The following is an 18,505-nucleotide window of genomic DNA, read 5'->3' on the forward strand; positions in this document are numbered from 1 at the left end:
AAACCCCATAAAAAAACCACTTGAGTATCTCAAGTGTTTTTTTTATGGGGATAGATTTTTTATCCACTAACCGTCATCTCGAGCGAAGTGTAACGTAGTCGAGAGATCTGCAGAGATAGATCTCTCCATTCCACTGCGTTCCAGTCGAGATGACGGCACTTTTTTAACGAAGCGTGGTCGAAATGACAACGTAATTTAAGTAGCCACGTAATAAATTAGATTCAACATGAGCATTTCAGTTAATTTAAACGCAATAGCGTAAAGAATAAATATCATTATCATTTTGCCAATTACTTTTTTACGCTGATAGAATATTTTTAATGCATTAAACATATACCAGCAAATCCATACGATAATAGCAAGCCCAATTAGATTGGATATGATAGAATCTTCGCCGAATATGTACTTCATAAATGGTTTTGTGAAAATCGACACAATGAAGTAGGCTGTCATTCCATGTATCGTAAATATCAGGTGATCAAGATAGTAAATGTGATTTTTCCTGAAGTTCCACATAATAAACAGCGCAAGTAAAGGCATCAGCAAAAAATATTGTTTCGGCCTGTTGTGCTCTAAAGTTTCCTGTATAACTTCAGATTTTTGGCCAATTGATATAGAGCGTTTTGTAGCCATTCGTTTAAACCAATTGTCTCTTTCAATTAAAGGCAATGTGTTTTGTCTCGATAGGTAAGCATCATAGGTTGAGTCATTTCTATCATTATGAATGGTACTAAATCTTTTAATAACTTTTTCCAGAGAATCTGATTTATTGGCTTTTTGTTGTTTCTTCAAATCAACTAAAACAATCGCTTGTTCTTTAAAGCCTAAGGTTTTAAAAGTACTTCTGTCTAAATCTTCTTTAATTTCTGCTTTAACTTTGTTTGCAATACCCGGAGCTTTTCCTAAAATACCTGCTTTTTCGAGTTTACTGTTAACAGTATCTAAAGTGGCCTTTTGCTGAACTCTTGTCTTTGTATCGATATGCTCATCGTTATTAGTGCTATGCTCAGGAGAATACGCCACTAAGAAGTAAACGATTGATACAAAAATATACATACTTACCGGATTGATGTATCTCGCTCTTTTACCAGCTAAATAATCAAGTGTAACTTGACCGGGTTTCGTTAGTAGTGGAGTTAATGTCTGGAAAAACTTATTGTCGAAGTGGAAATAATGGGCAATACTATGGCTTATAAAGCCCCAGAAACTTTCTTTTAATTCTAAATTAGGCTGGCCGCAATTACTGCAATAATGGCTTTCAACGTGCGAACCACAGTTTAGGCAATTGTGTTCTTTTCTGTACTTACCTGCTGACATGGATAATTGAAATTATAAATGGTTAATGGCTTCTACTTCTGCCCGGGTATGTTTATGTTTAAATATCACCACAAAAACGACTGCAATAACCAGGACGTAAATGGTAAAAGTCAACCAGATGTTATGCCAGTCCTTTACATCAAGGGCTCTGCTCAGATCTCCGTTAGGCAATACATCAATTCCTTTATTTTTGAGAAATTTAAGCAAGTGTACATTGTCTTGCTCACTTTTTACATATTTGGAAAGCGAACCGATGGTATGGTAGTAAGTGGTAAAAAAGCGGCTAATCATCCAGCCTGAAACCAAACTGCCAAACACGGCACCAAAGCCATTGGTCATCATCATAAATAAGCCCTGTGCAGAAGAACGGATTTTTGGCGCAGTTGATGTTTCTACAAACAGTGATCCTGATATGTTAAAGAAATCGAATGCCATTCCGTAAACGATACATGAAGTAATGATCATCCAGAGATTGGTTGAAGGATCGCCATAGGCAAATAAACCAAAACGCAGTACCCAGGCAAACATGGCAATTGCAATTACCCATTTAATACCAAATCTTTTCAAAAAGAAAGGGATAGCCAGGATAAATAGTGTTTCTGATACCTGCGAGATCGATAAAATGATGGTAGAATATTTTATCACAAATGACTCTGCAAAAACAGGGAATAATTTAAATTCATCCAGAAAAACATCACCATAAGCATTTGTAAGTTGCAATGCAGCTCCTAAAAACATAGAGAAGATAAAAAACAAAGCCATTTTGTAATCGGTAAAAAGCTTAAAAGATTCGAGCCCGAGTTTCTGTGTAAATGTCTTCTTATCGCTGATTAAGTTTAAAGGTTTACAAGCAGGTAACGTGAAAGAGTATACGCCCAACAATAAGGCACTTATACCTGCAATGTAGAACTGGTTGGCACTTGCCTTATTACCCGTTAAATTGGTAATCCACATGGCTGCAATAAAACCAATGGTACCCCAAACCCTGATGGGCGGAAAGTCTTTTATTACATCGAAATTTCCATTTTTTAAGGTGGTGTAACTTATCGAATTGCTCAGCGCTATGGTTGGCATGTAAAAACACATGGCTACCAATATTACCCAAAAAAAAGTGTGCGGATCATTCACCTGCGGCAGGTAAAACATGGTTGCTGCGTAAAGAAGATGCAAAATCGCATAAAGTTTTTCTGCGTTAATCCATTTATCGGCTAAAATACCGGTTAGGGTAGGCATAAACAGCGAGGCGATGCCCATGGTAGAAAAAATGATTCCAAAATCTGCGCCGTCCCATTGTTTGGTTCCAAACCAATAATTTGCAATTGTAATTAACCAGGCAGCCCATACAAAGAATTGCATGAAACTCATTATAGTTAAGCGAAACTTAACATTCATAATAATAATTTAGTTTGAATGATTGAAAGTAAAAGCTGAATATAGAACTATTTTGAATGATAATCCAAAATGAACCTAAATTATTTAAAATAATCTGGCTCATTTTAGAATTTAGCTTTTATGGAGGGTAATTGAGAAAAAGATTCCGACAAATTTTGAGTGAATAAACGTTTTAGATCCACCAAAACTAAGATGTTCCGCGTTTATTCAATTCATCTCTTAATCTTGCGGCCTTTTCATAGGCTTCTTCGGCAATTGCTTCCTGTAATTTTTGTTGAAGTTCTTCTAACGTAAAATCGCCAAAGCCCTGTTGCTGGGTTGAGGTTGGCATGCTATCGGCTTCTGGTTCTTTAGCAATTGAATCCATATTTTCAAGAAAAAGAAAGTCATTACCTTCTATCACGATTCCGGCAGAAGCCAAAATAAATTCGTAAGTGTAAATCATGGCATTAAACCGAACGGCTAAAGCAATAGCATCAGATGTTCTGGCGTCAACTTCATGTGTGTTTTTACCATCGCTACAAATTAACTTTGCATAAAAAACACCATCAACCAGATTGTAGATAATAATTTCCTTAATATTAATATGAAAAGTATCAGCCATTGATTTGAATAAATCATGTGTTAATGGCCTACTAGGAGTCATTTTCTCAATTTCTATGGCAATGGCCTGCGCTTCGAATGCACCAATAATAATTGGTAAGCGGCGGCGTCCATTTACTTCTCCTAAAACAAGGGCATAAGCACCAGATTGAGTCTGGCTGTAAGATAAACCTACAATATCTAATTTAACTTTTTTCATATTTATGGTAAGACCTTATAGGTTATTAAAACCTATAAGGTCTATAAGATATTATCCTTTATGTGCTTTTAATGCTTCAATTAATTTTGGTACAACCTCAAAAGCATCACCAACAATACCATAATCAGCCACTTTGAAGAAAGGAGCTTCCGGATCTTTGTTGATTACAACAATCACTTTTGATGAACTAACACCCGCCAAATGCTGGATCGCGCCAGAGATACCAATAGCGATATAAAGGTTAGGGCTAATCGCAATCCCGGTTTGACCAACGTGTTCTGAGTGTGGCCTCCAGTCTGCATCCGATACCGGTTTAGAACATGCAGTAGCAGCGCCCAGCAAGCCAGCTAATTCTTCAATCATTCCCCAGTTTTCTGGTCCTTTTAAACCTCTGCCAGCCGAAACCACTAATTCTGCATCAGGTAGTGAAACCTTATCGGTTGCCCTCACAATCTCTTTAATAACAGTTCCTAAATCTGATTGTTTAACATCTGCACTGAACGCTTCTATTACCGCATCTGTAGCATTTTCTTTAACACCAAATGCATTTGGATTTAAAGCGATTACTTTATTAGCCGATGTTAATTCGGTAATGGCGAATGCTTTACCTGAGAAAGCTGTTTTCTTAACCGAGAATTTACCATCAGTACTTGGTAATTCTACTGCACCATCAGCTAAACCTGCTTTAAGTTTTACTGCAATACGTGGCGCCAAACCTTTGCCAGAGAAAGAGTTAGATAAAACGATAATATCGGCACCTTCTTTTTCTGCTGCAGCAGCAATAACGCTTGCATAAGCTTGATTTACAAAGGTTTTTAATTGATCAGCATTTACATTTAATACTTTTGATGCACCATATTTACCTAATTCCTTTAATTCACCTTCGGCTACGTCGCCAATAGAAATTGCGGTTAAATGAGTTGATTGTTGATCGGCAATGGCTTTGGCATAAGAAACGGCTTCAAAAACAGATTTCTTAAATTTTCCCTCAGCTTGTTCTACATATACTAATACTGACATATATTTACCCTTAATCCCCTAAAGGGGCTATTTTTTATAATTAATTATTATTTATTAACGCTGCAATACCAGGTAACCGGAAGTTGCTAACTGACTTAGTGGTTAGATTACTTTAGCTTCGCTGTGGAGTAAGCTAATTAACGATTCTGTTTGATCGGCAGGAATTAATTTTACCGTTCCACGAGGGGCAGGAGTTTCATACCTGGTTAATTTGGCTACTTCTTCAGTTGCAACAGCATCTACTACATTCAACGGTTTAGTTCTGGCACTCATGATACCACGCATAGTCGGAATTTTAGGTTCTGCCACACCTTCAGCGCAACTTGCAATAAACTTACCAGAAACGGTCAAAACTTCTTTACCACCTTCAATCTCTCTTTCAATTGTTGCTGTATCGCCATCAAGAGTTAATTTTTTAATAATTGATATTGAAGGGATGTCTAAAAATTCGCCAACCATAGCAGCAACCTGATTACCGTTATAATCGATAGATTCGCGACCTGTTAAAATCAGATCAAAATCTTTGTCCTTTGCATATTCTGCAATCTGTTTAGCCACGAAATAAGCGTCTCTGGGAGCTGCATTTACCCTAATGGCATCATCGGCACCAATGGCCAGTGCTTTCCTGATGGTTGGATCGTTAGCTGCTTCGCCAACATTGATCGCAGTTACGGTTCCTTTTCCACCTTCGGTTAACTCAATTGCACGTGATAAAGCGATTTCATCGTATGGATTAACAATATATTGCACTCCCGCCGTATTGAATTCGGTATTATCATTAGTAAAAGTTATTTTTGTCGTCGTGTCTGGCACGTTACTGATACAAACTAATATTTTCATATGTTAATAGTGGTTTTTATTGCTATGAACGTTCTGGAACTAAAATTGTTTAGCTGCTGATCGGTTCATATATGATATCATTATTATATAAGGTCTTTCTGCAAATTTAATTAAAAAAGCAAGGAAATAAAATGTCATCCACCCGTTTAAGCAAGTTATTAGAATTTTTAGAAAGCGATCCGAATGATCCGTTTATACTATATGCCTTAGCCACAGAGTATAACGCTCAAAATGATAAAGAAAAAGCCTTTTCTTTTTACCTTCAGTTAACTGATAAACATCCTGATTATGTAGGTACATACTATCATTTAGGTAAGTTATTGGAAAAAGATGACCAAAAAGAGAAAGCAATCGAAATTTATCAGAAGGGGATGCAAGTGGCCCGAAATAAAAGAGATATGCATGCCTTTTCAGAATTACAGGGCGCATACAATATAGCCGCCGGATTAGATTATGAAGACGATTAACCCCAAACCCCTAAAGGGGCTTTTAGTTTTGAGCTAATGCAAACCAAACCCATCGCTGCCAAAAAGCAGTGGCTGTTTATCCGTAATGTAATTTTTTTTACATTTACTTCTTTTGGAGGCGCACAGGCGCACCTGGCTTTATTGCTTAAATATTTTGTTCAGAGCACCAAATTTATCTCAGAGGAAGAACTTTTAGAATTAAATGCACTGGCACAGGTACTCCCCGGACCAGCATCTACGCAAACCCTTGTTGGGATAGCCTGGAAGGTTGGAAAACTTAAACTGGCCATCATCACTTTCCTGATCTGGATACTGCCTACTGCAACCATCATGACGTTTGCAGCAATTAGTTATGCTTTGCTCGATCAAAAACAAAAGTTTAACGACATTTTAGAATACATCCAGCCAATTGCATTGGGTATTGTAGCTTATGGAGCCTGGAAACTGGGCAAAAAGGTTTTATCCTCCCAGGTTTCTATATTTCTGGCCATTGCTTCGGTTATTGCCACACTAGTTTTAAGAAACGCCTATGTATTTCCATTGTCAATATTGATCGGAGGAATGATTTCTTCTGCTATCGAAACGCCAAAAGAGGAAACCGAGTTAAGGGTTAAACTTTTTTCAAATATCAATCCCAGGAAACTAATCTACTTTTTAGGTGCTTTGCTTTTGTTTGCATTAGTAGGTGCAATTATAAACAGAACCTCGCCTTTTAGTTTACCGATTCGTTTGCTCGAAAACTTTTACCGTAACGGAATATTGGTTTTTGGCGGCGGACAGGTACTTGTGCCTTTAATGTTTACCGAGTTTGTAGAGATGAAACATTATTTGCCTTCATCTGGATTTTTATCGGGCTTTGCATTACAACAAGCTTTACCTGGTCCAACATTTTCTTTTACCAGTTATTTAGGTGCATTAAGCATGAAGAATTTTGGATACGGATTATGGGGACAGATTTTAGGAGGATTAATTGGGGTGATCGGTATTAACTTACCTGGACTTATCCTTGTTTTATTTATTGTACCCTTCTGGGATGATTTAAAAAAGATCTCCAGAATCCGTCATAGCCTTTCCGGAATCAATGCCGTTAGTGTTGGTTTTATTATTGCTGCTTTTGTGTTGCTTTTAATACCAATGGGTTTTAACTGGCTATTTTTAGGGATTATGGCCGCTACATTTCTGTTGCTTAATTTCACTAAGATAAGTCCGCCATTAATTGTACTGGCTGGAATCCTGGTTGGATATTTATTTTAAATGCCATACTAACTAACAGATTGCGGTCTGGCTAATAGAAAAGGAGTTAGAACCTGGAAAGCAATTACAGTGCAATGTAGGGTAATGTAGTCCCGCTATCACTGCTGCTCCGATGAAGAATCGGGAGCATTCGTTTTATCGGGTTTAGATTGGTTGGTTCCCTGCTGCTAGGCCAGTTTTTCGTGCCAGTGCCCATAGTTTGGCCTTTTATTGCAGCTGAAATACTTGTTGTTATGCTTATGTAGCTTATTGCATAAAAAAGAACATGAATGACAGGGGGGATTTAAATGAATTAATATATTTCGTGGGGTCGTCATTCCCAACTTGATTGGGAATCTTAATGCTTTAAGCCTAAAGATTAAGATTCCCGCCTGCGCGGGAATGACGATCATTCTATTGAAGTCCATCTCCCAAGAGGAGTAATTATCTCACAAAAATCATATGTATGACATGAAGATTTTGGAGCATTTTAGGTTGTGTGGGATTTACTAAAACGGTGGATCATCATCATTATAATCATCCATTTTTGAAGGACGGATAATGACATTGCTTTGCTTTTCGAAATCCTGAGACGGGTACATTCCAGCAGACGGATCTGCGGCAAATGAATTTGGTGGAGCATTAAAATCATCTTCCAGATCCACGAACTTCACAAACTTACCAATGAATTTAAGTGGTACAATTCCGGTTTCACCGTTACGGTGCTTTGCAATAATAACTTCACCAATACCCGCCTGCGATCTTCCTTGCTCATCTTCGGTAATACCATAATATTCAGGGCGGTACAAGAATAATACCATGTCCGCATCCTGCTCAATTGAACCCGATTCACGTAAATCGGATAACATTGGCCGTTTTCCTTGTAAACCTGGTCTGCTCTCTACCGCACGACTTAATTGTGATAGGGCCAGTACCGGTACATCTAGTTCTTTAGCAACTGATTTTAGCGCTCTCGAAATACTACCAATTTCCTGCTCACGGTTACCACCGCCTTTTCCTTCGCCTTTACCATGCATTAACTGCAAGTAATCGACAATTACCAATTGGATATCGTATTGTGATTTTAACCTTCGGCATTTTGCCCTGAATTCAAAAATATTCAGTGCCGGGGTATCATCAATTAACAGGGGAGCTTCGGTTAAGCGGCCAATTTTACTGTGCAGCTGTTGCCATTCCCATTCCTGTAAATTTCCTTTTCTGATTTTTTCCTGCTCAATTTCTGCTTCTCCTGAAATTAAACGATTCACCAGCTGCACCGACGACATCTCGAGTGAGAATACTACGGTTGGTTTTGCAAAATCGACGGTGGCGTTTCTCGCACAGGTTAGTACGAAGGCCGTTTTCCCCATCGCCGGACGTGCAGCGATAATTACCAAATCCTGTTTTTGCCAGCCACCGGTAATTCTGTCTAAGCCGGTAAAACCCGTTGGCACACCGGTTAAACCATCGGTTTTGGTGCGGAGTTCCTCAAGTGTAGCCAGAGATTGTTTGATGATATCGTCCATTTTCTGTGTATCTCTACGCAGGTTATTCTGGGCGATTTCAAAAAGGCCTTTTTCTGCCTGATCTAAGAGATCGAAAATATCAGTCGTATCTTCATAGGCATTTGTAATGATTTCAGTTGAGATTCTGATCAGTTCACGCTGAATATATTTCTGAGAAATAATACGTGCGTGAAACTCAATATTAGCTGCTGAAGCAACTCTATTGGTTAAGTTGGTAATGTAGTAGGCGCCACCAACCATTTCTAAAGAGCCTAATGTTCGCAGTTCTGCCGTTACTGTTAAAATATCAACTGGTCGCGATTTCTGAAATAGAATATGAATCGCTTCAAAAATTTTCTGGTGGGCAATGTTATAGAAAACCTCTGGTTTTAAAACATCAATTACAGCAGAAAGTGCATCTTTTTCGAGCATTAACGCCCCAAGAACTGCTTCCTCAAGGTCTAAGGCCTGAGGGGGAATTTTCCCCTGTGAACTTATGGTATTACTTAACCTGCTTTTTCTAGCAGTCATACTGTTCTTTCCGCCTTGTTCGTTATCGATACTCATTCCACAAAAGTAATCAATTTTTGATGGTGTTGTTTGAATTAGTTACTAGCTCTTTGTTAACAAATTGAAGCATAATCAGATTGAATTTTATTGCATTTATGATGTCATAAAAATTTTTAAACAATTAAATGTTAATAAGGAACACATTGTTTAAGGCTAAAACATTTTATTTGAATACTTTTGCCTAACAATTTCAAAACATGGATAATTTTAGAAGACCGCAACGCGCAAAAGAGAATAATGAGTTTGTATTCGGCATCAGAGCTGTGATAGAAGCCGTTAAAGCAGGAAGAGACATTGAAACCATTTACCAGCAACGCGGTTTGGGCGGGGAACTTTTTCTAGAATTAAAAGCCCTGTTAAAAGATACTTTGATTCCTTTAAATTCAGTTCCAATTGAGAAGCTGAACCGCATGTCGCAGAAAAACCATCAGGGTGTGATTGCTGTAATTTCTCCAATTACTTATCAAAATATTGAAGACATCATTCCAACCGTTTTCGAAAAAGGCGAAGTTCCATTAATTTTAGTTTTAGATAGCGTAACTGATGTCCGCAATATGGGTGCAATAGCACGTACGGCTGCTTGCGTAGGTGTCCACGCTATAATTGTTCCATTAAAAAATGCGGCACAAATTAATGCCGATGCTATTAAAACCTCTGCAGGTGCATTATTCAGCATTCCGATTTGTCGCCATGCCAACCTGCACAAAACCTGCTTGTTTTTACAAGAAAGTGGTCTGCAGATAGTAGCCTGCACCGAAAAAACCAGCGATTTTATTTACGCACCAGATTATACCATGCCTACAGCAATTGTAATGGGCTCTGAAGATGAAGGAATTTCTAATGATCTTTTAAGGGTAGCTGATCATTTAGCTAAAATACCAATGGCGGGAAAAATCGAATCGCTAAATGTTTCGGTAGCTGCAGGGGTAATTTTATACGAAGCTGTTAGACAGAGAACTGTTTAAGGGATTGGTGCAATTAATAACTTAGAAAGATAGGCTGTATCATGGATATAGAATGGTTAACGTGAAAAATTCTAAGTGAATCTATAATACAGCCCCTTTTTTATTTTATAACAATTTTCAAATTGTTGTGAGCGCTAGCTTTTTTTTGATCTGATCGTAAAGGTAAAGGCGCTGCCTGTGCCAGGGGTAGACTGGACGCTGATTTGTCCACCAAGTTTCTCAACCAAAAGTTTTACCGTTGCAAGGCCAATTCCGGTTCCGCTCTGGGCGAAGCGGTCAGCGGTGTTTAGGGTAACGTTTCTTTGAAAGATACGTTCCAGTTCTTCTTTTCTGATGCCCATACCATTATCGCAAACGGTAATGTATGCCAGGTCGTCTTTAATTACACAACCGATTTGGATCAGGCAAGTCTGTTTGTCGTTATACCGCACCGAGTTGGTCAATAGGTTGATCATGATCTGCTGGAGTGCGATTGCTGAAGTGCTGATCTCAATCTTTGCTTCCGGGTAGCTGATCTTTACATTTTCTGGAATGCTGAGCATAGATACCGTTTTACGAAGGAAGCCGCCAAGTTCGATGGGTTCGCGTTGCGCCGTCAGAATTTCTGGTCTGATGGAATAGTCGAGCATGTCGTTAATCAGTTTCGCGAGGGCTTTTGCACCATTTAGGCTGGTCGATGCCAACCTGTGTCCTTTTTGGTCACCACTTAAGTGCAGGTGACGGGTCAAAAGCTCTGCACTCATAGAAATGGTACTTAACGGGTTTTTGATGTCGTGGGCTGCAGCTGTAGCAAACTGTTGCATAAATTGATTGGTCTCAGTAAGATGCCTGTTCGCCTCGCTGAGCAATAGCAATTTCTTTCTCAGTTCCATGTGGGCAATTACCTGTTTACCCAGTACCTTCAGCGACCATAGCTGTTGTTCATCTAGTGTTCGTGGTACAGTATCGATCACGCATAGCGAACCTAGTTGCATCCCTTCTGGGGTCTGCAGTGAAATCCCTGCATAGAAGGCAATATTTGGGTCATCTGTAACAAGCGGGTTTTCTGCAAATCGTTGGTCTTCCCTTGCGTTGCTCACTATCAGTATTCCAGATGGATCAGTAATGGTATGTGCGCAAAAAGCATGTTCTCTGGGGGTTTGTTGGACATCAATGCCCAGCTTACTTTTAAACCACTGTCGCGAGCTGTCTACCAGGGTAATCAGTGCGATGGGTGTTCCACAAATCTGGGAAGCCATTTTGGTGAGCTCATCGAAATCCTCTTCAGGCAGGCTATCCATAATCTGGTAGGAATCTAAGGCTTGCAGACGCTGTTTTTCGTAATCGGGGAGGTTTGGTGTATTGTTCAAATCTTGGTAAATGTAGCGTTAAATTTTTCTTTATGGTCAGTTCCTGGTTGCCTTGAGCTTTCCGCTCGTTTGGTACTGCTGGGTTTTGATGTTTTCCCACATGATCAGCTTGTCCTCGATTCTGGAAAATACGCGGATATCCCCATCCTGGGAAATGACTATACCAAGGCTGCCGGGGTGCGACCAGCAGTGGGCGATCATTGAGCGGTGCCGGGTACCAAAATGTTTGGGATCTATGGGGATCAATGATTTAGGGGTTGCGGTGGCAGTAGAAGATATATAGATCTTCCCTGGCATCTTTTTCGATCGGATTACCCCACCAAAACCCCGTGCCACCATGTCCTGTCCAAATAAAACTACGCCGTCTACGCAGCTTTGCGAAGCGATGAAGCTCACCGAGCCCTTAATCTCGTTTGCTACTTCTGTTTTTGCAAGTAGGGCGAGTGTTTCCTGCTGGTATAGCGATCTGGTAACCGTTTGCTTGCCTGAAGCCAGCCGCTGGTCGATCATATGTTCCGTCACATAACTGTTTATGGTCTGTTTAAGGTAACCGCTAATGGCAAGTAGCAACCTTTTATAGTTCAGTGCATATTTAATGTCGACGGCGCTACTATCTTCCGAGATCAGCACCGCTCCGCCATGATGGTAGTTTTGAATTTTAAGCAACAATCTGGAAAGTGTCTGGGTCCAGATACTATCTACAAATTCTTCCCAGTCTGCAAAATCTTCCCGCGGGTGTGAGGCAAGCAGGAAGGCCTTGATCTCTGCCCGGATTGCGCCGGCATTTTTCCTGATAATCTTGGATACAGGTCCAATGGTGAATACATCCAGGTACCGGGTCACCAGTACATTTTGTTTTAAGGTAGCCAGCAGTTCATAGTCGAACATCACCTTAAGTGTGGCAATATCATCTATAAATACCTGGAACAGCCCGGGCTGCTCTGATCCCGATTCAGATTCGTAGTTCAGAAAACTCTGGTAGTGCATCGCCTGGTCGATCATTCCCCAGATAAAAAGTTTTCCATCCTGATCATAATAGACTGCCAGCGAAGTTCCAGACGGGTCGGCTGCCTTAGAAAGCTTGGTTAAAGATCTGATATCAAGAGGGATGTGCTGGGCGAATTCTACACAGCTCCATCTTTCTGAAACGATCTGCCGTGGTGGATTGGGATCAGGATTTGCAGGATCGATCAGCGTAACGGCCACCTTTGTCAGCTCGCCCTCTTCGGTTCTCATCGAAGTGTAGAAAAGGCACTCGAAAAGTTCTTCAAGAACAATTAATGGGGGAGTAGCCAGCGCCAATCTGCTATGCTTCAGCTTGGCATGGATGTGCGCTGCAAGGTCCGTTGTTTTTGATTTTTCCTCAATCATTGCTAGATCGCACTTGTTATTTTGATTTTATATACGGTTTATAACAGCATATGGATGTATTGTGTTTTTAAAAAAAAATAATTAACCACAGATAGGAAGGATGCACACAGATATTAAAATCCGTGTCTATCTGTGCTCATCTTTGGTTAAACTCTTAACTTCTCAATGTGATTAAGTTAAGCACCGCGGTTATCAGTTTGAGGGATAATTTATTTTATAAAATAAATATGAGTGATGTACAGTTGTTTTCCCTTGTCCTACGGCTCGGTCTTGCCTCGGCTCGCCGCCGCCGAAGGGCTCTTTCTTTTTGGCATCAAAAAGAAACAAAAACTGCCGGCTGAAAATTTTTCTTTCGAAGTTAGTAGGTTGGCTTAGGCAGTGCAACCCGAAAAATTTGTTAGGCCGGATTTAAGCAGAACGGGGAGATAGTGCTATGGCCTAGCTGGGTGGATATACTAAAGAAATTAATGTGCTGATTAGTAAAGATTTGTAAAAAACGGCGTCAATAGTAGCCGGTAGTTACCGGATGACGATCCCTCTGGGAGATTTATCCTTTAACTTAATGGCATTGCATTACTGAGCATTCTGAAATAGAAAGCTTAATATATAGTTAACATGGAGGCTGTATTTTTGTGCAAAATATTTTTGGTCAATCTAATTCTTCATGGTAAAGCATCAATTTCAAAATGATCCGTTGCATAATAGGGATGTTTTCGATCAGATTTACGGGGAGTACCATAAGGCTGTATATGCCAATATTTTTAAGCTGATCAAGGATTCTTCCATCGCTGAGGATATTCTACAGGATGTATTTTTTGCACTTTGGGAAAATAAGGCGAAACTAGATCCTGAACAACCGGTATCTGCATGGTTATTTGTAGTGAGTTACAACAGATCAATATCTTACCTCAGAAAGAAAATAAAACAAAATATCCGCTATGTAGATAGTTATGATCCTTTTCATACTGTTGCAGAAGAAATATTTCCTGATCAATACCTGATCGAGGCAGAACTCACCATGCTTGAAGAAGCTATAAATGCGCTATCTCCCCAAAAACAAAAGGTATTCAGGCTATGTCGGTTTGAAGGGAAATCGCAAAAAGAAACTGCACAGCTCCTGGGATTATCTACTGAATCGGTAAAAGACTACCTCAAACAATCCAAATACTTCATCAGGGAGTATATGCTGTCCAGAAATCCAACTTGTGGAATAATCAGTGTGTCGGTCCTGGTTATGTTAGTTCATCTATAGTTTTCTTAACGGTAACTTAATATTTTAATAACATTATTAGTCACCCCCATTTCACCCCCCTCCGCGTATTTACAAGCAGATGAATGAAATAAATCAACTCATAGATAAATTATGGTCTAACGAGATCAGTTTAGAAGAGCAGCATAAACTCCTGGAATCTTTAAAAGAAGATTCATCTGGGTTAAAATCTGATTTAAAAACTGGCTATGACCGGGAGCTGTCAAAGGGTAAGAAAGAAATTACCGAAAAGCGATTCGAGCATATTTTAGCCAGGCTCCATATCCGTATGGATGATCAGGAGGTAAAGCAGAGCGCAAAAATATTTCCACTCTACCATTGGATAAAAATGGTTGCTGCTTTATTAGTTGTTGCCTTAGCTACAGCACTATATTTTAACCATAACTATGCCCCACAGAAGAAAGGACCAGCCGATCACTATGTACAGATAAAAAAAGAAATACTCAGGCAGCCATACAATTCTGGCAAAAGTGCAATGATTATAAATCTTTCTGATGGTTCACGCGTTACCCTGCAGCCCAAGAGTTCATTGAGTTATTATGAACCTTTTGATAGCAGAAGTAGAAATATCAGCATGAAAGGTGAGGCTACTTTCAAAGTTGCTAAAGATAAGCACCATCCTTTTATCGTAAGTGCAAATGGCTTTACCACAACTGCACTGGGTACCGAATTTACCGTTAACACCAATAAAGAGAATCGGCTTACGGTAAAGCTGATAGAAGGGAAAGTAGTTGTTAAAGCTGGCACCGAAAGCAAGATGAAAATGAGCGATGTTTATTTAATTCCCGGAGAGCAGTTGTCCATTAATACCAAACTAAAGGTGCATAGTCTGATCAATTTTAAAGATTCGGATAAAGCAGTTAAGCCGCAACCAGTACTAAGCGTAGCCACAAAGGATGCATTATTATTTAATGAAACACCTTTGAGTGAGGTATTTAGCAGCTTATCGAAACGCTATGATACCGACCTTGTTTATGATGGAGTTGAAGCGGCCGAACTGCAGAAATTATACTTTACGGGTAGCGTTGGGGCTGCCGAAAAATTGAATACTATACTTCCTGTTATCTGTAACATGAACGGGTTAACCTTTAAACTTACCGCTAAAAGCATCACCATCAGCAAACAAAAATAATTTTTAAACCCCGGTTTTAACCAAAATGAATGTCCCCCTAAACGGGATAAAAGGGACGCTATTGCTTAATTTTTAATTACATCATGCAAACAAACAAACTTAAAAAGACAATCAGAAAATTCAAATGTTTTGCCGCATTTGCGCTACTGACCATGATTACCCATGCTGTTTATGCACAGCAGAATACTTCCGTTAAAGGAACCGTAGTTGATGAAAAAGGCGCTACACTTCCCGGGGTATCGGTAATAATGGTAGATCAGACAACTAAAAAACAAGAAAGTACGGTTACCGATTTAAAAGGAATATTTGTTTTTAACAATGCTAAAATAGGAAACAGGTACGATTTTTCTTTTAATTATGTGGGCTACGAAAAGAAGACATCACCTGCCTTTCTAATTAATCCGGGCACCAATAACTCTATCCTTATCCGTATGGAAACCAGTTCTTCAGGTTTGAATGATGTGGTGGTGGTAGGTTATGGCAGCCAGCGGAAAACCAAGATTACGGGAGCAATTTCGCAGGTAAAATCAGAGGAACTGAATAAATACGCTGGCAGTAACTTCGCCCAGCAACTCGCCGGTAAAGCAGCTGGTGTGGTGATTAATGATGCTTCAGCGCAACCAGGTACCGATCCACAGATCGTGATTCGCGGTATCGGTACACTTACGGCAGGCGTAAGTCCTCTGGTAGTTGTAGATGGTTTTCCGCTCTCTGAAGGAAGTTCGCTTAATACCGTGAATCCTCAGGATATAGAAACCATTGATATCCTAAAGGATCCTGCATCAGCAGCCATTTATGGTTCAAGGGCTGCCAATGGGGTGATCCTGATTACGACTAAAAATGGCCGTTCAGATAAGAATACCGTTTCTTTCGACTTTTATACTGGTGCGCAGGTGCGTGCAGATAAAGTTGATCTTGTAGACGGTTATCAGTTCGCGCAGCTGAATACCGAAGCACGTGACTGGGGCTATGTGTCCAGAAACCCAACAAACAGAAGTATTAGCGATGATTATGCCACCAGGGTTTCGAAAGGTGCGAATAAAAGAGATTTAAGGTTAAACTACATTCAGCCCTATTTAAATAATCAGCCAGGATTAACCAATACCGATTGGCTGGATGAGATTTTTCGAACGGCCCCCATCAGCAGTTATAATGTTGCGGTTTCAGGCGGAAACGATAGATCTAAATACTATTTCTCGGGCAATTATTTTGATCAGGACGGGATCGTGATAGAAACCGGACTTAAACGTTACAGCATGTCGTTTAAGTTTGATTCCAAACTCTCTAAATCATTTGATATAGGTTTGAGCATTAACCCAAGTTATAACCGTCAGAAATTTTTCCAGAATGATGCCAGCAGGAGCAGCGATGCCATTGGTGCCGCACTGATCATGTATCCTTTTTTCCCTGCAAGAAACAACGATGGCTCTTTGGCCATAAGCCAGCAGATTACAGCGAATACACCGGAAGATGGTGCCCTTGGTGAAAATCCTGTTGCAATAATGGAAAAGACGAAATACAATAAAAATCTGTTCCGCACCTTTGGTAATGCCTACCTTAATTTTAAACCAGTTGCAGGGCTTACCTTTAAATCACTTTTAGGTGGAGATTACAGCAATAGTTTTATCGACTTTTTTACCCCATCTGATGTGGGTGAATACCGTACGGCAGCACCAAAGCCAGCCCGGGCGAGCGAAACAAATGGCTCAGTGATCAATTACCTTTGGGAGAACACCCTTACTTTTGAGAAGACCTTTGGAAAACACGATATCAATGTGCTGGCCGGAACCACTTTTCAGAAAGAATCTGGTAACAATACGCTGGTTTCAGGTACCGGAATTCCTGATAATAACATTGACAACATTGCCGGAGCATCTTCATTTTCTGTGGTTCCGCAAAGGTACGTCTGGACACAGCTTTCTTACCTGACCAGATTACAGTATGCTTATGCAAACAAATACCTGTTTTCGGCAGCCATCAGGAGAGATGGATCTTCAAGGTTTGGCCAGGATGCCAAATGGGGTAATTTTCCATCGGTAACCGGGGGATGGATTTTGAGTAGAGAAGATTTTTTTCCAAAGGTAAACTGGATTGATTTATTAAAGTTCAGGGCTACTTACGGCAAGGCCGGAAATAATCAGATTGGTAACTACAGCTCTTATGCCCTTGCAAATCCGCTAAGTTATGTAAGCGGATCAACACTTCTTCCAGGCTTTGCTGCAGTTAACCCGGCAAACAGTACACTATCCTGGGAAACTAAAACCTCTTATAATTTTGGAATGGACTTAGGGCTTTTCAAGGTCTTGAACCTTTCTGCCAATTATTATTCGATGGTCACTTCTGATCTTTTATTACAGGTTCCCGTACCCTCGCAATCAGGTTATGATAGTGCACTGCAAAACGTGGGCAGGGCCAGCAACAAAGGCCTGGAGCTCGAACTCTCTGGTACAAATATTAAACTCGGTCCCTTAAGCTGGAATTTTGGTGCAAATATCGCCTCCAATAAAAATAAGGTATTGGAACTTGGGCCGGGACAGAACCAGATTGTTACTGGTACAAATAGTGCATTCAGAACCAAAGTGGGTGGCCCCATTGCTGAACTTTATGGTTATAATGTAACCGGTGTATATAAAAACCAAAGTGAGATAGACAATAGCCCGCACGTTGCCGGAACCCTGCTTGGCGATTATATTGTGCAGGATGTAAACGGCGATGGAAAAATAACGCCCGACGACCGGATGGGTTTTGGTACCTACGCCCCAAAAATTACCTATGGTTTCAACAGTAGTCTGGCTTATAAAAGCTTTGAACTGAGTTTCTCCATCAACGGAATATGGGGAAGGAAAATTTATGATAATGGTTTAGTCAATATGGAATCCGGAGAAGGTTTCTCGATGGCAGATACTTATTATTACGAGAACAGGTACCATCCTGTTAACAACCCGAATGGTTTTTTGGCGCAACCCAATACTAATTATTCGGCCAACAGGCTAAATACGAATGCCTCGAATATTTTCTTCCAAAAGGCTGATTATATCCGCCTGCGTAATGTTCAGCTTACTTATAACTTGTCTTCAAAATTATTATCTAAACTAAAAGTATCCAGGGCAAGTGTATATATAACCGGGAATAACCTGCTCACCATAACTAATTTTCGGGGATTTAATCCTGATGCCACCAGCGATAACGTACTTACTTCAGGCTATTCTAATTCCAACTATCCTGTGGCCAGGTCTTTTGTAGCAGGTTTCAATTTAACCTTTTAATGTAAA

General features: G+C 40.0%; 14 protein-coding genes. 6 read left to right on the forward strand and 8 right to left on the reverse strand.

The annotated features are described in order from the left end of the window. Nucleotides 1-195: 195 nt before the first annotated feature. From IM793_RS20540 to IM793_RS20560, 5 genes are all read right to left on the reverse strand, one after another. Nucleotides 196-1,317 carry a DUF3667 domain-containing protein gene (locus tag IM793_RS20540; protein ID WP_193424610.1) on the reverse strand — a complete coding sequence of 374 codons (1,122 nt, stop codon included), beginning with the start codon at nt 1,315-1,317 and terminating at the stop codon, nt 196-198. A gap of 12 nt (nt 1,318-1,329) precedes the next feature. Then, entirely contained in the window at nt 1,330-2,709 is a 1,380-nt protein-coding gene (locus IM793_RS20545) for a nucleoside permease (RefSeq protein ID WP_193424612.1), read from the reverse strand. 187 nt (nt 2,710-2,896) lie between these two features. Beyond that, nucleotides 2,897-3,511: a bifunctional nuclease family protein gene (locus IM793_RS20550; RefSeq protein ID WP_121287882.1), complete on the reverse strand. Its 615-nt coding sequence runs from the start codon at nt 3,509-3,511 to the stop codon at nt 2,897-2,899. A 51-nt stretch (nt 3,512-3,562) separates the two neighbouring features. Then, the gene (locus IM793_RS20555; protein WP_193424614.1) at nt 3,563-4,531 is read right to left on the reverse strand and encodes an electron transfer flavoprotein subunit alpha/FixB family protein; all 969 of its coding nucleotides are present in this window, start codon (nt 4,529-4,531) and stop codon (nt 3,563-3,565) included. A gap of 102 nt (nt 4,532-4,633) precedes the next feature. Continuing rightward, a complete protein-coding gene (locus tag IM793_RS20560; RefSeq protein ID WP_193424617.1) occupies nt 4,634-5,371 on the reverse strand; it encodes an electron transfer flavoprotein subunit beta/FixA family protein in 738 nt (245 codons plus the stop codon). 131 nt (nt 5,372-5,502) lie between these two features. On the opposite strand from IM793_RS20560, the gene IM793_RS20565 reads away from it, so the two are divergent. Further along, nucleotides 5,503-5,838, forward strand: coding sequence for a tetratricopeptide repeat protein (locus tag IM793_RS20565; protein ID WP_193424619.1), 336 nt, complete (start codon nt 5,503-5,505; stop codon nt 5,836-5,838). A 36-nt stretch (nt 5,839-5,874) separates the two neighbouring features. Beyond that, on the forward strand, nt 5,875-7,092 hold the full coding sequence (gene chrA / locus IM793_RS20570; protein WP_132399759.1) for a chromate efflux transporter: 1,218 nt from the start codon (nt 5,875-5,877) through the stop codon (nt 7,090-7,092). Between the two features lie 488 nt (nt 7,093-7,580). On the opposite strand, the gene dnaB is transcribed toward chrA, so the two are convergent. Continuing rightward, nucleotides 7,581-9,143, reverse strand: coding sequence for a replicative DNA helicase (dnaB, locus tag IM793_RS20575; RefSeq protein ID WP_193424621.1), 1,563 nt, complete (start codon nt 9,141-9,143; stop codon nt 7,581-7,583). A 200-nt stretch (nt 9,144-9,343) separates the two neighbouring features. Between dnaB and rlmB the strand changes: the two genes are divergently transcribed. Continuing rightward, on the forward strand, nt 9,344-10,111 hold the full coding sequence (gene rlmB, locus IM793_RS20580; protein ID WP_132399762.1) for a 23S rRNA (guanosine(2251)-2'-O)-methyltransferase RlmB: 768 nt from the start codon (nt 9,344-9,346) through the stop codon (nt 10,109-10,111). Between the two features lie 134 nt (nt 10,112-10,245). Here rlmB and IM793_RS20585 read toward each other — a convergent pair whose 3' ends face one another. Beyond that, the gene (locus tag IM793_RS20585; protein ID WP_193424623.1) at nt 10,246-11,460 is read right to left on the reverse strand and encodes an ATP-binding protein; all 1,215 of its coding nucleotides are present in this window, start codon (nt 11,458-11,460) and stop codon (nt 10,246-10,248) included. Nucleotides 11,461-11,496: 36 nt separating this feature from the next. Further along, the gene (locus IM793_RS20590; protein WP_193424625.1) at nt 11,497-12,831 is read right to left on the reverse strand and encodes a putative sensor domain DACNV-containing protein; all 1,335 of its coding nucleotides are present in this window, start codon (nt 12,829-12,831) and stop codon (nt 11,497-11,499) included. 664 nt (nt 12,832-13,495) lie between these two features. Here IM793_RS20590 and IM793_RS20595 point away from each other — a divergent pair. From IM793_RS20595 to IM793_RS20605, 3 genes are all read left to right on the forward strand, one after another. Further along, nucleotides 13,496-14,083, forward strand: a complete 588-nt coding sequence (locus tag IM793_RS20595; protein ID WP_193424627.1) for an RNA polymerase sigma factor — start codon at nt 13,496-13,498, stop codon at nt 14,081-14,083. Between the two features lie 79 nt (nt 14,084-14,162). Beyond that, nucleotides 14,163-15,233 (forward strand): FecR family protein, encoded by a 1,071-nt coding sequence (locus IM793_RS20600; protein WP_193424629.1) that lies wholly within the window; start codon nt 14,163-14,165, stop codon nt 15,231-15,233. An 83-nt stretch (nt 15,234-15,316) separates the two neighbouring features. After that, a complete protein-coding gene (locus IM793_RS20605; RefSeq protein WP_193424631.1) occupies nt 15,317-18,499 on the forward strand; it encodes a TonB-dependent receptor in 3,183 nt (1,060 codons plus the stop codon). Nucleotides 18,500-18,505: the final 6 nt, after the last annotated feature.

Source organism: Pedobacter sp. MR2016-19, assembly GCF_014947265.1.
Lineage (GTDB): Bacteria > Bacteroidota > Bacteroidia > Sphingobacteriales > Sphingobacteriaceae > Pedobacter.